The following is a 16,002-nucleotide window of genomic DNA, read 5'->3' on the forward strand; positions in this document are numbered from 1 at the left end:
TCGAGTGAAGGTTTTCTCGAGCACGTCTTTGAGAGCGCGGTTGAGAATCCGGGTTGCGGCCAAACGGAGCCTTGATGTTCATCGGTAGTGCTGGGCCGCACACCGAGGGAAACACGTTTTCAGACACGCTTTTCAAATGCCAATGGCCTCTCCCCCGGCGGGCCCACCGTGTGGGCTGCCGGGTTGCATTTCATGAAGCGTCTATGAGGCTTTCCTGAAGAAGTTCCAAATCTTCCACTTCTTCTTCCAGGTACGCTTTGAGCTTTTTCTTCAAGCGGCTTTCGATTTGTCGAATCCGCTCTCGACTGATACCGAACTGATCTCCGATTTCCTGCAGGGTCATGGGTTCATCGGTCAGCAGCCGATGATCGAAAATGACGGCTTCCTTATCCTTGAGTCCTTTTCGAAACCTTTTGAGCTTTTCCTGAAGAATGGCTTTGGCTTCTGCGTCGGCGAGCCTATCGTCCACGGGAATTTCTCGAGACGGCAAGAAAGCCTTGTGAGTGTCCGTGGAATCGTAATCGATCGGTGCATCCAAGGAAATTTCTCCGCTGGCCAAACGCATGTCCATTTCAGTGACTTCCGATTCCTTGACGTCCAGCCGCTGGCTGAGCAGCTTGGGGCTGGCTTCGATGCCTTGCGCTTCCAGACGTTCCTTTTCTTTGCGCAGATTGAAAAAGAGTTTTCTTTGGGCCTGAGTTGTTCCGATCTTGACCAGTTTCCAGTTGTCCATCATGAACTTGATGATATAGGCCTTGATCCAGAAAGAGGCGTAGTAGGAAAACTTGTAGCCTCGGTACGGGTCGAATTTCTTGACCGCCTGCATGAGGCCGATGTTGCCTTCCTGAATGAGGTCCATGAGGTTTTGCATCCAGTGCCGCTGAAAATCCATGGCGATTTTCACCACAAGGCGCAAATTGGATGTGACCAGCTTGTACGCCGCTTCCAGGTCGCCTTTTTCCTTGTAACGAATGGCCAGCTGGGTTTCCTCTTCCCGGCTCAGCAGCGGGTACCTCTTGATTTCCTCAATGTAAGCCCGCAAAGGGTCGTAAACCTGAGGCCAGTCTCGGCTGGGTGTTTCCGGGGCCGGTTCGTCCTGAACAGAAAAGTCTTCCGTCTCCAGTGTCGGATCTTCTTCGTGAAAGCTCTCGGTCGGTAGGTCTTCCTCGAGCGTGGGTGTTGGGCGTTGTTTTTTTGTGACCATCTCCTTGTCCGCCTCCCTTTTTCGCCGGCGCTCGGCGCCATCGACCGATGGTTCTCATCCCCCTGAAAGGAACCGCGACGGCAGGGCGTCGAAACGCCTCCCTCTGCCCTTCGAGCGCCATTTAGAACATATTACCAGAACCGCTTCAAGACGCCACAAAACCTTGCGTTTTGAGCGTCTGTTTTTTATAAGCTTGAGCTGCATGACCTATCAGCCCACGGATGATGAAAGGAGCCAATCCTGTTGATCTCGCACTTGGTGCCGCCGCATATTGCCGCCATTGAGCCGTACCCTCCCGGAAAGCCCATTGAAGAGCTGGAGCGAGAGCTCGGGATCACCAATTCCATCAAATTGGCCAGCAATGAAAACCCGTTGGGCCCTTCTCCAAGGGCTTTGGAAGCCGTTCGAGAAAAGCTCACTGGTTTGCACCGTTACCCGGACGGCAGTGCGTTTTATCTGCGCCGAAGAATAGCCGAGAAATTGAACGTTCCCATGGAAGGGGTTGTGCTGGGCAACGGGTCCAACGAAATCATTGAGTTGGTCATTCGCACGCTGATTCGATCCGGCCTGGAAGTGATCATTCCCAACCCCTCCTTTCTGGTGTATCAGCTGGCCGTGCAGACCGTGGGGGGCACGGTGGTTGCCGTGCCATTAAAAAACTTCACCATCGATCTGGACGGCATTTTAAAAGCGGTGACCGAGCGCACTCGCCTCATCTTTATCAACAATCCCAACAATCCCACGGGCACCGTTTTATCCGAAAAATCTTTTCGAAACTTCTTTCAAAAACTGCCCAGCGACGTGGCGCTGGTCATTGACGAGGCCTATATCGAATTCACGCCGCCACAGAGCACCTTCAACGGGTTGAACTTCGTGAACAGCCAGGGGCCATGGGTTGTGACGACGCGAACCTTTTCCAAAGCTTACGGCCTGGCGGGACTGCGCGTGGGCTACGGTGTCATGGATCCGCAACTGGCATCCTTTCTGCATCGCGTGCGTCAGCCGTTCAATGTGAGCACGCTGGCCCAGGCGGCGGCTCTGGCTGCTTTGGACGATGACGACTTTCTGGAAAGAAGCCGTGCCGTCGTCCAGGAAGGTTTGGAATTTTTGTACCGAGGATTGGATGCTCTTGGCGTTCGTTATCTTCGCACGCACACCAACTTCTTTCTTATCGCCGTGCCCGTGGATGCTAAAAAAGTCTATGAAGCCATGCTGCACGAAGGGGTGATCATTCGAGCCATGAACGCTTACGGGCTCGACCGTTACGTTCGCATCAATGTGGGACTCCCTGAAGAAAACGAGCGATTTCTCAGGGCCTTTGCCAAGGTTTTGGAACAATTTGACCAATGATCATCGCCATTGACGGGCCGGCAGGTTCCGGAAAGAGCACGATCGCTCGGTGTGTAGCCGAAAAGCTCGGAGGTGTTTATTTGGATTCCGGAGCCATGTACCGTGCCGTGGCTTGGGCTTTGAGCTGCGAGCGTCTTCTGGATACCGACGACGCCGTTTTGGAACGTGCCCTGCCGAGCCTGCCCCTCGAGTTTGTGGTGCGCGACGCCCGGTTGCAAATCCTCTGGCGCGGCGCTCCTCTGGGGCTAGAAATCCGCACGCCGGACATCGCCCGCGCCGCTTCCGCCATCGCTCAAAAATCACCCGTCCGCCGATTCCTACTGCAACATCAAAGACGGTTGGCTCAGGATACCCTTGTGGTGGCCGAGGGCCGGGACATGAGCACGGTGGTTTTTCCCAACGCCGAGGTCAAGGTGTTTCTCACGGCCAGCCCCGAAGAGCGGGCGCGGCGTCGCGTGGCCCAATACCATGAGCAGGGAACGCACGCCGATTATCAGGTCGTATTAGAGGCTTTAAAGGCGAGAGACCACGCCGATGCTCATCGATCTCTGGCGCCGCTGAAGCCTGCAGATGGGGCTGTGGTGGTGGATACCTCGGGCCTGAGTGTTCCCCAGGTGGCCCAGGTGGTGATGGATCTTGTGGAGTCCGCGAAAAGCAAAAACGCTCGAAGGAAAGGATCTCGTGCAGATTAGCGTTGTCAAGGGTTTGCGCGTCTGCTATGGTGCGCACCCAGTAAAGACGGCATGTGCCGAAATTCGGTCAAGGGGGTAGCGAGTTCAATGGTCACGAAAGACACCGCGGAAAATTTAGAAGTACAACAGCAACAACCACAGGAAGCCGTTGCGGAACGAGAAGTCGACACAGACGATGTGGACGGCGACAGCTTTGAGAAATTCTATGCCCAGAGTTTCAGCAACATTCAGGAAGGCGAAGTGGTTCGAGGAAGGGTGGTCCAGATTTCGGACGATTATGTCATGGTGGATATTGGCTACAAGTCCGAAGGAGAGATTCCTATCGCCGAATTTAAGGACGAAAAGGGAAATCTGGAAGTGGCCATCGGCGACGAGGTGGACGTGCTTTTGGAGTACCACGACGACGACGAAGGAACCGTCTTCCTTTCCAAGGAAAAGGCGGAAAAGATAAAAGTTTGGGACGATATCAGTCGGGTCTACACCGAAGACGGGGTCATTCAGGGCAAGGTGGTATCCCGAGTCAAGGGAGGCCTGGCTGTGGACATCGGCATTCAGGCTTTTGTGCCGGGTTCTCAGGTGGATCTGCGACCCGTGCGCAACCTGGACGCCCTTATCGGCAAGACCTTTGACTTCAAAATTCTCAAATACAACAAGAAGCGCCGCAACGTGGTGCTGTCGCGACGCGTGCTTTTGGAAAAGGAACGTGAACGCCAAAAGGGCCAGACCTTGTCGCTTCTGGAAGAAGGCAAGGTCATGGAAGGTGTGGTCAAAAACATTACGGATTACGGTGTCTTTGTGGACCTTGGGGGCATTGACGGGCTGCTGCACATCACCGACATGAGCTGGGGCCGAGTGGGGCATCCTTCGGAGCTGTGCCAGATCGGGGACACCATCAAGGTCAAGGTGCTCCATTTCGACCGCGAAAACGAGCGCGTTTCTTTGGGTCTCAAGCAGCTGCAACCCGATCCCTGGACCCATGCTGCCGAAAAGTATCCCGTGGGCACTAAGATTCAGGGCAAGGTGGTGAGTCTCACCGACTACGGCGCCTTTGTGGAAATTGAAGAAGGGATCGAAGGCCTCATTCACGTGTCCGAAATGTCTTGGACGCGCAAGATTCGGCATCCGTCCAAAATCTTGAGTGTGGGGGACAAGGTGGAGGCTGTGATTTTGAGCATCGACCCGGGCCGCAAGCGCATCTCTTTGGGCATGAAGCAGCTGGAACCCAATCCATGGAGCGTCATTTCCGAGAAATACCCTGTCGGCACCGTCATCTCCGGCAAGATCAAGAACATTACCGACTTCGGCATCTTCATCGGCATTGACGAAGGCATTGACGGCCTGGTGCACATCTCGGACATTTCCTGGATCAAGCGCATTCGGCACCCTTCGGAAATCTACAAGAAAGGGCAAGAAGTTCAGGCAATTGTTTTAAACATCGACAAGGAAAATGAAAGGTTTTCTCTGGGGATCAAGCAATTGGAGCCGGATCCGTGGGAGAGTGTGGCCCAGCGTTATCCCGTGGGCAGCGTGATCACGGGACCGGTGACCAACGTGACGGACTTCGGCCTCTTTGTGGAACTGGAAGAAGGCATTGAAGGGCTGGTGCACGTGTCGGAAATCGGCAAGGAAAAGGCCAAAGGCGCGCCGGACGAATACAAGGTCGGGGATCAAGTGACCGCCAAGGTGATCAACATTTCGCCCAAAGAGCGAAAGATCGGCCTGTCCATCAAGAAGGCCGAAGAACACGAAGAACGCACCGACTACAAGGAATACCTCAACAGTTCCAAAGCCGCCACCACAAACCTGAGGGAAGTGTTGGAAGCGGCGCGTCAAAACGCGGAAAATACGCAGGACGAATAAAACTCGGGACTTTCCCGGGGCCTGAGGGTCGTGTTCTCTCACCTTAGGGGCGTCAAACACCCGGCTTAGTGGCATGCCGGGTGTTTGCTTTTAAGGGAGCAGCGCATGTTCAAGAAAATCCTCAAAGTTTTTCTCGTCATTGGCCTTGTGGTGCTTGTACCGTTTTTCGGCCTCTATTTGTGGTTTCTGGCGCCGCAATGGGAATGGACCAAGGAACCCAACCGCATCGGCGTGGTGGAAATCGAAGGGCTTTTGAGGGATGCTCGACCGGTGCTGGATTCTTTGGCCAAGTTTCGTCGGGATACCTCCGTCAAGGCTGTGGTGCTGCGGGTGGAATCCCCTGGTGGCGGCGTGGGCGCGAGCCAGGAAGTGTATCGAGAGGTTCGGCGCACGGCCATGGAAAAGCCTGTGGTGGCCTCTTTAGGGGGCATTGCCGCTTCGGGCGGTTATTACGCTTCCGCGGCGGCCACCTACATCATCGCCAATCCAGGCACACTCACCGGAAGCCTCGGCGTCGTGGCTCATTTGCCCAATTTGGAGGGTCTTTTTGACAAGGTGGGCTACCGCACCGTGACCATCAAAAGCGGCCAGTTCAAGGACGTGGGGAATCCAGGACGGGCCATGACCGACGCGGAAATCGCCCTGTTGCAGGAAACCCTTGATGGGATGCATGGGCAGTTCATCAAAGATGTGGCCGAAGGACGACGGCTGCCCCTTGAGCAGGTGCGAGCCGTTGCCGACGGACGAGTGCTCAGCGGCGAAAAGGCTTTGGAACTCAAGCTGGTGGATGCTTTGGGGAACTTTCAAGATGCTGTGATCAAGGCTAAGGATTTGGGAGGCGTCGTCGGGGAGCCCCGTATTGTGTATGCGGACAAGGAGCGCCGCAGTCTCCTGCGCCTGCTTCTGGGAGCCGCCGGGCTCAAGGCCCTGGATCAGGTGCTGGACCCGGCCTTGTGCCCGGTGCGCTATGAACTGCTCTTGGGGCAATAGCCTACGACGTTTGAAAGATTTCCACGTTGCCGCTCCCTTCTCGTAGGACTTCGGGAACGTCTTCGATAAGGGAAATCACGCTGGAAGGGCGTCCGGAAACGGGGCCCCCGTCCACGATGAGATCCAGAGAATGGCCCAAAACATCTCGAATTTCTTGGGGTGTTTCCAGAATGCGGCCGTTTTCCGGATCCGTGGCGGTGGTGCTGATGACAGGGTGCCCCAATTCCTTGACGATGGCGGTGCAAATGGGATGATCCGGCACGCGAATCCCCACGGCTTTGCGTTTGGTGAGCATGATGCGAGGGACAAGCCGGGAACCTTCCAAAATGAAAGTGTAGGGGCCGGGAAGAAGCCGTTTCATGGTTTTGTAGGCATAGTTGGTCACCTGAGCGTATTCGCTGATGCTTTTGAGGTCGCTGCAGATGAAGCTGAAAGGCTGCTGCGGAGATTGTCGTTTGAGTTTGTAGATTTTTTCGATGGACGGCTTGTTGAATAGGTCGCATCCGATGCCGTAGTAGGTGTCCGTGGGGTAGGCGATGACACCTCCCTTGGAAAGGATTTCAGCCACTTGTCGAATCTTGCGCGGTTCCGGATTGCGGGGGTTGATTTCCAAGATCATCGGCATTCCTCTCCTTCTTGTGGTGAAGTGCGTTGGAAGCCTTTTGGCGGATGTCGGCCCACTCGGCCGATCCCCCTGAAAATCAAGTAAACACAAAGGAAGCAAAAAGACAACGATGTCCCCAGCCTTTTGCGTGGAAAGTGGTCATGAAGCGCCGTGGGGTCTATACGGCGCCGTGGACATCGGATCCCATACTGTTCGCATGGTGGTGGCGGAGTGGCGCGACGACGGCCGCGTCTGCCCTGTACACCATGAGCGGCACGTAACGCGGCTGGCTCAGGGCTTTGGGGAAAAGGGCATGCTGACCCAAGAAGCCATGGAGCGCACGGAGGCCGTTCTGTCGGGCATAGCTTCTCGCTTGCGCGACTTCGAGCCGCGGGTGGTGCGCTGCGGCGCCACAGGTGTGGTGCGCCGGGCCGCCAACGGCCCGGACTTCCTGCGCCGCGTCCAAGATATGGCCTCCTGGAAAGCCTCCATTCTCTCGGAAGCCCAAGAGGCGGCCTTGTCGCTTCGAGGCATGCTCAGTGTCCTGGAACCTCCGGAGGACTTTGTTGTGTGTTTCGACCTTGGAGGCAGCTCCACGGAATTGGCCCTCGTGGATCGGCGCAACCCCTCGCCCTTGTGGATCGGCAGTGTGTTTGTGGGGGCTGCGACCCTAACCGAGGCCTATCTTCAGGAGGCTCCCACCTCCTTTGAGCAATTGTCCCGAGCGGCTCGGCACGCGCGTGGCGTCCTGAAGCCCGCGGTCGAAAACATTTGTGAGGAACTCCGTCGATATGCCGGGTCAGCCAAGGGGGTTACGGTGGCCGGAACGGCCGGCACCGTCACCACTTTGGCGGCCATGGAAAGCCGCATGGAGCGGTACATTCCCTACTGCATCAACAACCGAAGCCTAACCAAAGCATGGATTGCCGAAACGCTTCGGTCCCTGGCTGGCATGGGGCTCGAGGAGCGGGGCGGCATTGTGGGGCTGGAGTCTGGCCGTGAGGATATTATTGTGGGCGGAACCGTCATTGTGGAAGAGATCTTAAACAGTTTCGGCGTCTCCAGCCTGCTGGTTTCCGATGCCGGTCTGCTGGAAGGGCTTCTTTGGGACGGCATGCAAAGCTGTACGGCCCCGTACGATGTCCCGTGGCAATGGAGCGCCCAAAGTGCGTCAGGATGCAAAACGGCGATCACGCGGTCGGTGAATGCTCAGAACAGGGAGAAAGATTATGGATGAAAAGCTCATACGTCAGATTCCCGAAGCTCTGACCTTTGACGATGTCCTCATCGTTCCCGCCTATTCGGAAGTGTTGCCCACGGAAACGGACGTGAGTACCGTCTTGACGGCGGGCATTGCCATGCACCTTCCTCTGCTCAGTGCCGCCATGGATACGGTCACGGAGGCGGAGACGGCCATCAGCATGGCCCGAGAAGGTGGAATCGGCATCATTCATCGGAACATGAGCATCGAACGGCAGGCGCGGGAAGTGGACAAGGTCAAAAAGTCGGAAAGCGGTATGATCGTCGATCCCATCACGGTCCATCCTGATCAGCCTATCGGCGATGTCATGGAGCTCATGGCCCAGTACCGCATTTCCGGCGTGCCCGTGGTCAAAGGCGACCAGTTGGTGGGGATTATCACGAACCGAGACCTGCGCTTTGAAACGGATCCGACCCGGCCGGTTTCCGAACTCATGACCAAGGACAATCTGGTGACGGCGCCCATGGGCATTTCCTTGGAAGACTCCAAGAAGCTTTTGCAGGAAAGGCGCATTGAAAAGCTGCTCGTGGTGGATGACACCGGACGACTTCGCGGCCTGATCACCATCAAGGACATCATGAAAGTCAAGAAATACCCCAATGCCTGTAAGGATCATTTGGGGCGGCTGCGTGTGGGCGCCGCTGTGGGGGCTGGTTCGGACACTCCGGAGCGCGTTCAAGCCTTGGTCAAGGCGGGGGTGGACGTGATAGTGGTGGACAGTGCCCATGGCCACTCCAAGAACGTTCTGCGGACCGTCCAATGGATCAAGACGGAACACCCTCAGGTGCCTGTGGTGGCCGGCAATGTGGCCACGGCCAGCGGGGCCGAAAGCCTCATTGAAGCGGGTGCCGATGCGGTCAAGGTGGGCGTGGGGCCGGGGTCCATCTGCACCACGCGCGTCATCGCCGGCGTCGGTGTGCCTCAGATCACCGCCATCATGGATTGTGCTCGCGTGGCCCGTCCGCGCGGTATTCCCGTCATCGCCGACGGCGGCATCAAATACAGTGGCGACATTGTTAAGGCTTTGGCCGCTGGAGCCGACTCGGTCATGATCGGCAGCCTTTTTGCCGGAACCGACGAAAGCCCTGGCGAAACCGTGCTTTATCAGGGCCGCAGCTACAAGGTGTATCGAGGTATGGGCTCCTTGGGCGCCATGAAGGAAGGCAGCCGGGATCGGTATTTTCAGGATCAGGTGCAGGAAGCCACCAAACTGGTGCCGGAAGGCATTGAAGGCATGGTGCCCTATCGAGGTCCTTTGGCCTCCACGATTCATCAGTTGGTGGGAGGACTGCGTGCCGGCATGGGCTATGCCGGATGCCGTACCCTGAAGGAGCTGCGCACCAAGGCGCAGATGGTGCGCATCACCAGTGCGGGCTTGAAAGAAAGTCATGTGCACGATGTGATCATCACCAAGGAAGCACCCAACTACCAGGTGGATTTAAAATAAAGAAACGGAGTCCTTATGGACTGGCATTCTTTGCATCCGGACCGGGTGCTCATTCTGGATTTCGGATCCCAATACACGCAACTCATTGCCCGCAGAGTGCGGGAAAGTCATGTGTATTGCGAAATTCATCCCTGTACCATGGATCTGGAAGCGGTGCGCGCCTTCGCTCCAAAGGGCATCATCCTGTCCGGGGGCCCTTCTAGTGTCCATGATCCCAACGCACCCCAAGCGCCCCGGGCTCTTATGCAATTGGGTATTCCCGTGCTGGGCATCTGCTATGGCATGCAGCTCATGGCCCACCTGCTGGGCGGTGAGGTCGAACGGGCCGAAAACCGGGAATACGGCCCGGCTTTGCTGGATGTGGTGGATCCTGGGGTGATTTTTCAAGACATCGAGGCCAAGGATGTGCGCGTCTGGATGAGTCATGGGGACCGCATCGTGCACATGCCCGCGGGCTTTCGCATCCTGGCTCAGAGCGCTAATTCGCCGGTGGCGGCCATGGCCGATCCGGCCCGAAAACTCTACGGCGTGCAGTTTCACCCGGAGGTGGCTCATACGCCATGCGGCCGCACTCTGCTGGACAATTTCCTATTTCACATCTGTGGCTGCAAACCTACCTGGACCATGAAGAGTTTTGTGGAATCGGCCGTCATGGCGATTCGGGAAAAAGTGGGATTCGACCGAGTGCTGTGCGCCTTGAGTGGCGGCGTGGACTCTTCGGTGGTGGCGGTGCTGTTGCATAAGGCCATCGGTGACCAACTGCAATGCATTTTCGTCAACAACGGCCTTTTACGCAAAGGCGAGGCCGAAACCGTGGAACGCGTGTTTCGGGATCATTTTGAAATTCCACTGGTTTCCATCGATGCCACGGACCTCTTTCTGGACCGCCTACGCGGCGTGACGGACCCTGAACAGAAACGCAAAATCATCGGCAACCTTTTTATTGAAGTCTTCGAACGGGAAGCCTCCAAACTGCAAGGCACCCGCTATTTGGCTCAGGGAACCCTCTACCCCGACGTCATTGAAAGTGTGTCTTTTAAGGGACCCTCGGCGACCATTAAGACACATCACAACGTTGGGGGGCTTCCCGAACGCATGAAACTGGAACTCATCGAGCCGCTGCGGGAACTTTTTAAAGACGAAGTGCGTCAGCTGGGACGGGAACTGGGATTGCCGGAACGCATCATCATGCGACACCCATTTCCGGGACCGGGTTTGGCCATTCGCATCATCGGGGAAGTGACCGCGGAAAATCTGCGCATTCTGCGTCAGGCCGACGCTATCGTGTTGGAAGAACTGGAAGCGGCCAATTGGTATGATCGCGTCTGGCAGGCCTTTGCTGTCCTATTGCCCGTGCGGTCCGTAGGGGTTATGGGCGATGAGCGCACCTACGAACAGGTGGTGGCCGTTCGCGCCGTGGAAAGCGTGGACGCCATGACCGCCGATTGGGCCCGCATGCCCTATCAGCTTCTGGCCCGCCTTTCCAATCGCATCATCAATGAAGTATCCGGAGTCAACCGCGTGGTCTACGACATTTCTTCCAAACCACCTAGCACCATTGAATGGGAATGAAATGAGCGGCTTCGGGCGGGTTCACCGGTTCTATCGGAATTACCACAAGTCGGGTCCTGGTCATGTCTTTCGCGTCCAGGTGGAACAAACGGACCTGTGGGTGCGGGCCGACACCGACCTTTCCCGCCAAACCCATGATCTGGTCCTGACGTATCGACGCCAGATCCTTCAGTACGGCCGAACGGTTCCCGCCTTCTTGACGTCCCTGGTGCCATTGCCTGAGGACCGTATGGCCCCTGAAATCGTGCAACGGATGTACCAGGCCGGCCTTCAGGCTCAAGTGGGCCCCATGGCGGCGGTGGCCGGCGCCATCGCGCAGGCCGTGGCTGAAGGATTACTGCCGTGGACCGCGTCCGTGATCGTCGAAAACGGGGGAGACTGTTACGCGGTGGCCAAGGAAGACCTGGTGGTGGCCGTGTATCCGGGAGAGAACTCCCCCTTCCGAAATCGATTGGCCTTGAAACTGGCCGCAGAAGACCTGCCCATGGCTGTCTGCACCTCGTCGGGCACCTTGGGCCATTCCCTGAGTTTCGGCCGTGCGGAGGCCGCCACGGTCCTGGCCAAAGACGCCGCTTTGGCTGATGCCTGTGCCACCGCCTTGGGAAACCGCATCCAACACCCAGACGACCTTGAAAGGGCTCTGGCCTGGATTCAATCCGTTCCCGGCGTTCTGGGCGCCCTGGCGGTGGTGCAGGATCGCTTGGCCGTCTGGGGTCATATCGTTTTGACGGCGCCGTGAAAGCCAAAAAGGCCTTGTATTTCCTCAGTGCGGCTGGTATATCCTCGAATAACCATTGAAATTAAAAGCATTTTTTGAAAACCGAGCGGTCTATGACGATGAACATTGTGGTCCTTTCCGACACGCATCTCACCCGCGTGACGCAAGAGCTGCAAGCCTTGTGTGCGCGCTATTGCGACGCGGCGGACCTGGTGGTGCATCTCGGAGATTGGACCGCGGGGTGTGTATTGGATTATTTCGAGCAGTACCGTTTGGAGGCGGTCTGCGGCAATATGGATGATCTGGCGGTGCGTATGAGGCTGCCCACAAAGAAGATTTTTCGCGTGGGTTCCCACTGCATTGGGCTGACCCATGGGTGGGGATACGGCGGCGATATTCAGGCGCAGCTGCTGCAGGCATTTGACGGGGTCGACGTGATTCTTTTCGGGCACACTCATCGGCCGCTTGTAGAAAGAGTGGACGGGCGGTTACTGGTGAATCCGGGTTCGGTTTTTTCGGGACGAGGTCCTCAAGGGCGGACGTTGGCCTGGTTGAGGGCCGGCACATTGTTGCACGCGGAGATCATCGAGCTGTAGGAGCGGCATCATGCGGAATCTGTGGGCGCCGTGGCGTATGGAATACATTTTGGGAAAAAGGGAACCGTATTGCATTTTCTGCCCGGAGGGCGGTGGACTGAGTGATGCGGAACGCCTGATTCTTTATCGAGGCCGATGGACCATGGTGATGATGAACAAGTATCCGTACAATAACGGTCATCTCCTTGTGGCGCCGTGGCGTCACGTGGCCGGACTGGAAGATCTGACGGAAGAGGAAATGAGCGACCTCATGAAGAAGATGCAAATGGTCATCAAGATTCTGCGCCGCCTCATGCATCCGGACGGCTTCAATGTGGGGCTCAATTTGGGGGCGGCAGCCGGAGCCGGCGTGGAGAGCCATTTGCACTTTCATGTGGTGCCCCGCTGGGAAGGGGACACCAATTTCATGACGGTTTTTGCGGATGTGCGCAGCATTCCCGAACACCTACATCAAACCTACGAGAAGTTGCGACCGCATTTCGACAAGGAGAAAGCCCATGAAACTTTTTAGGCTCGTGACCACCCTGTTGCTTGTGGCCGTGATCGTGTTGTTTGTGCGACAAAACATGGCCACCTTTCAAAGGGATTTGGACTTTAGTCTCTATCTTTTTATTCGAGAAGACGTGCGCTGGACGCTCAAGGTGTCCACCGTGATCTTCTTGGCTGGCTTTGTGGGTCTTTTGGTGGGCCTGGCCTTAATGTTTCGACCCTTCAATCAGACACGCAAGGTCCTGCAGGCGGAACGGTCCGAAAAGGAACGGCTGTTGGCGGAAAGAGCCATGGCCGCGGAAGACATGCCGGCACGGCTCCCGGACGAGCCGCAGGCTCAGAGGCGGCCTGTGTCCGAGCCCCCGTCCAACACGGATGCGCCCGCCTAAGAAGCTGACTGGAGGCAGTGGGCAGAGGATGGAGGGCCGACAGCGTCCGGGCAACTGAGTGGGTTATGAACAAGATCACCCCCATGATGCAACAGTATCTGGAAATCAAGGCGCAGCACCCTGAAGCCTTGCTGCTCTACCGCATGGGGGACTTCTACGAGCTGTTCTTTGACGATGCGGTCACGGCATCGCGTCTCCTGGATATCGCCCTCACGTCCCGAGACAAAAATGCGGAAAACCCGGTGCCCATGTGCGGCGTTCCTTATCATGCCGCCGAAAGTTACATCGCTCGGCTGGTGCAGGCGGGGCACAAGGTAGCCGTCTGTGACCAGGTGGAGGATCCCAAAAAGGCCAGGGGATTGGTCAAGCGGCAGGTGACCCGCGTCATCACGCCGGGGCTGGTGCTGGAGAGCCACAACCTGTCCGCCAAAGATCCCAATTATCTGGCGGCGGTGGCTCGAAGAGGGGACCGATGCGGTTTGGCCTATGTGGATGTTTCCACAGGGGATTTTCAGGTGGTGGAAGTGGAAGGGCGCGAGGCGCTGCTGCGGGAACTTTCGCGGGTGAGCCCTAAAGAGATCCTGGTGGCCGACGAACAGGAAACTTCATGGATTTCTCAGGGAATAACTGGTGTGGCGGTCACGGTGATGGATGAATCGGCCTTTGATCTGGCTCGATGCCGGGAGCGACTGCTGGAGCATTTTCGCGTGTATTCCCTGGAAAGTTTCGGCATCGGGGACAACAACCCCTTGATTGTTCGCGCGGCGGGAGCCATCCTGGACTACCTTCGGACCAATTGCCTGGACGCCTGTGCGCATCTTCGAAAGATCACGCCGTATCAGCCGGGCGATTACATGGCCTTGGACGAAGCCACACTCAGGAATCTGGACGTGCTGCAGGCGGCCTCCACACAGAACCGCAAGGGCTCGCTGCTGCACGTGCTCGATGAAACCCTGACGCCCATGGGAGCTCGCCTGCTGCAGAAATGGATTCGCTATCCTCTGGTGGATGTGTCGGCCATCGTGCAAAGGCAGGACGCCGTGGCCGAACTCATGGACAAGGGGAGCATACGGGCACAGCTACGGGAAATTTTCGAAAAAATGGCGGACATGGAGCGCATCGTCGCTCGAGTGAGCGTGGGAACGGCAGGGCCGAGGGATCTGGCGGCGCTGCGTCGATCCTTGGAGATGTTACCGGCGGTGCGGGAACACCTGGGGCAACTGTCGTGCGCCTTTTTTTCGGCGCTGGCTCTCGACTGGGATTCCCTGGAAGAAGTGGCGCAGCACATTGCAGAAACCCTCGTGGATGATCCCCCTCATACCTTGGGGTCTGGAGGCGTCATTCGTCACGGCGTGGATGCGACGTTGGACCATTACACGCGCCTGGCCCTGGACGCCAAGGGCTGGATGGCGGAATATGAAGTGAAGGAAAGGGCCCGCACCGGCATCAGCTCCCTCAAGGTGCGCTACAACAAAGTGTTCGGCTATTTTATCGAAATTTCCAAAGCCAATCTGGCCCTTGTGCCCGACGATTACATGCGCCGCCAGACCTTGGTCAATGCGGAACGCTTCATCACCGAAGAGCTCAAGAACTTTGAAGACCAGGTGCTGCATGCGGACGAAAAGCGCCGCGAACTGGAAGAACAGCTCTATGAAGCCCTTCGGGCCTGGGTGGCGCAACATGCCGAACGGATTCTTAAAACGGCTCGGCAGATCGCGCATCTGGACGCCCTGGCTTCCTTGGCGGAAACAGCATCCCGTTGGGGATACTGTCGACCGATGGTGGATGACAGCGACGTGATTGATATTCGAGAGGGCCGACATCCCGTGGTGGAACGTTTCTTGGCCGACGGCGCCTTCGTGCCCAACGATGTGCATCTGGATTCTCAGGACCACCAGATTCTCGTCATCACCGGACCCAACATGGCAGGAAAATCCACCATTCTGCGCCAGACCGCTCTTTTAGTGCTTATGGCCCAAACCGGCTCATTCATTCCGGCTGCTGAGGCCCGCATCGGCATTGTGGATCGCATCTTTACACGAGTCGGGGCTTCGGACGACCTAGCTCGAGGCCGTTCCACCTTCATGGTGGAAATGCAGGAGACCGCCAACATTTTGCACCAGGCAACCCCAAGAAGCCTCATCATTTTGGATGAAATCGGCCGTGGCACGTCCACTTTTGACGGCATGAGCCTGGCCTGGGCCGTGGCCGAATACCTGCACGACCTACATGGGGTCGGAGTCAAGACCCTGTTTGCCACGCATTATCATGAACTGACCGAACTGGCGGAAAGACTACCTCGCGTTAAGAACTACAACGTTGCGGTCAAGGAATTTGAAAGCGACATTGTTTTCTTTCATCGTCTGCTTTCCGGAGGGACCAACAAGAGTTACGGGATCCATGTGGCGCGGTTGGCCGGGCTTCCCAAGGACCTTATCGTGCGGGCTCAGGAAATTTTGAGCCAATTGGAGGCGGGAAGCCATCGTCCTCCCGAGCGGCTGAAGGATGTGCCTCGCCCTGTGCCCCGACGCAAATCCCGAGCGGGGTTTCAGATGAGCTTGTTTCCACAGGGGGAAACGTGGCTTCGGGACGCCATCATGGGTTTGGACCTGGACCGCATGACCCCCCTGGCGGCCCTCAAGACCCTTTATGGACTCCAAGAACAAATCAAAAAGCGCCGAACTGCAGAGGGGCTCAAAAACAAAGAGACATAAAGTGGGGGAAGGCCTTTGAGTCACGTGAGCTTGACGGATGGGCAAGGCGAAGGTTCCCGATTCCCAGGTGAAGAGGATGCCGGGGATGCGCCGCGGCGCATCCCCCGGCCGCGGGG

Annotated in this window: 14 protein-coding genes; 12 read left to right on the forward strand and 2 right to left on the reverse strand. The window is 57.0% G+C overall.

Annotated features, from left to right (window positions below; translation table 11 throughout):
* Positions 1-190: 190 nt before the first annotated feature.
* Positions 191-1,204 carry a sigma-70 family RNA polymerase sigma factor gene (locus ACUVSA_RS01825; protein ID WP_445893568.1) on the reverse strand — a complete coding sequence of 338 codons (1,014 nt, stop codon included), beginning with the start codon at positions 1,202-1,204 and terminating at the stop codon, positions 191-193.
* A 243-nt stretch (positions 1,205-1,447) separates the two neighbouring features.
* Here ACUVSA_RS01825 and hisC point away from each other — a divergent pair, with 243 nt between their 5' ends.
* From hisC to sppA, 4 genes are all read left to right on the forward strand, one after another.
* Positions 1,448-2,554, forward strand: a complete 1,107-nt coding sequence (gene hisC, locus ACUVSA_RS01830) for a histidinol-phosphate transaminase (protein ID WP_445893569.1) — start codon at positions 1,448-1,450, stop codon at positions 2,552-2,554.
* Entirely contained in the window at positions 2,551-3,246 is a 696-nt protein-coding gene (gene cmk, locus ACUVSA_RS01835) for a (d)CMP kinase (RefSeq protein ID WP_445893570.1), read from the forward strand. Before hisC ends, cmk begins: the two co-directional genes overlap by 4 nt.
* Before the next feature lie 87 nt (positions 3,247-3,333).
* Complete coding sequence (locus tag ACUVSA_RS01840) at positions 3,334-5,106, forward strand: 30S ribosomal protein S1 (protein ID WP_445893571.1); 1,773 nt, start codon at positions 3,334-3,336, stop codon at positions 5,104-5,106.
* Positions 5,107-5,211: 105 nt separating this feature from the next.
* Complete coding sequence (sppA, locus tag ACUVSA_RS01845) at positions 5,212-6,096, forward strand: signal peptide peptidase SppA (RefSeq protein ID WP_445893572.1); 885 nt, start codon at positions 5,212-5,214, stop codon at positions 6,094-6,096.
* Position 6,097: 1 nt separating this feature from the next.
* Here sppA and ACUVSA_RS01850 read toward each other — a convergent pair whose 3' ends face one another.
* Positions 6,098-6,715 (reverse strand): L-threonylcarbamoyladenylate synthase, encoded by a 618-nt coding sequence (locus tag ACUVSA_RS01850; RefSeq protein WP_445893656.1) that lies wholly within the window; start codon positions 6,713-6,715, stop codon positions 6,098-6,100.
* 133 nt (positions 6,716-6,848) lie between these two features.
* Between ACUVSA_RS01850 and ACUVSA_RS01855 the strand changes: the two genes are divergently transcribed.
* From ACUVSA_RS01855 to mutS, 8 genes are all read left to right on the forward strand, one after another.
* Positions 6,849-7,937 carry a Ppx/GppA phosphatase family protein gene (locus tag ACUVSA_RS01855; RefSeq protein ID WP_445893573.1) on the forward strand — a complete coding sequence of 363 codons (1,089 nt, stop codon included), beginning with the start codon at positions 6,849-6,851 and terminating at the stop codon, positions 7,935-7,937.
* Positions 7,930-9,408 (forward strand): IMP dehydrogenase, encoded by a 1,479-nt coding sequence (guaB, locus tag ACUVSA_RS01860; RefSeq protein WP_445893574.1) that lies wholly within the window; start codon positions 7,930-7,932, stop codon positions 9,406-9,408. The genes ACUVSA_RS01855 and guaB overlap by 8 nt, the downstream gene beginning before the upstream one ends.
* Positions 9,409-9,423: 15 nt before the next feature.
* A complete protein-coding gene (guaA, locus tag ACUVSA_RS01865; RefSeq protein ID WP_445893575.1) occupies positions 9,424-10,980 on the forward strand; it encodes a glutamine-hydrolyzing GMP synthase in 1,557 nt (518 codons plus the stop codon).
* A 1-nt stretch (position 10,981) separates the two neighbouring features.
* Entirely contained in the window at positions 10,982-11,719 is a 738-nt protein-coding gene (locus tag ACUVSA_RS01870) for a UPF0280 family protein (RefSeq protein ID WP_445893576.1), read from the forward strand.
* A gap of 92 nt (positions 11,720-11,811) precedes the next feature.
* Positions 11,812-12,294 (forward strand): metallophosphoesterase family protein, encoded by a 483-nt coding sequence (locus ACUVSA_RS01875; RefSeq protein WP_445890678.1) that lies wholly within the window; start codon positions 11,812-11,814, stop codon positions 12,292-12,294.
* A 10-nt stretch (positions 12,295-12,304) separates the two neighbouring features.
* Positions 12,305-12,805 carry an HIT family protein gene (locus ACUVSA_RS01880; protein ID WP_445890677.1) on the forward strand — a complete coding sequence of 167 codons (501 nt, stop codon included), beginning with the start codon at positions 12,305-12,307 and terminating at the stop codon, positions 12,803-12,805.
* Positions 12,792-13,172 (forward strand): hypothetical protein, encoded by a 381-nt coding sequence (locus ACUVSA_RS01885; protein WP_445890676.1) that lies wholly within the window; start codon positions 12,792-12,794, stop codon positions 13,170-13,172. Before ACUVSA_RS01880 ends, ACUVSA_RS01885 begins: the two co-directional genes overlap by 14 nt.
* Before the next feature lie 65 nt (positions 13,173-13,237).
* Positions 13,238-15,886, forward strand: coding sequence for a DNA mismatch repair protein MutS (mutS, locus tag ACUVSA_RS01890; protein WP_445893577.1), 2,649 nt, complete (start codon positions 13,238-13,240; stop codon positions 15,884-15,886).
* The last annotated feature ends 116 nt before the right edge of the window (positions 15,887-16,002 follow it).

It is taken from the genome of Desulfosoma sp., assembly GCF_052743555.1.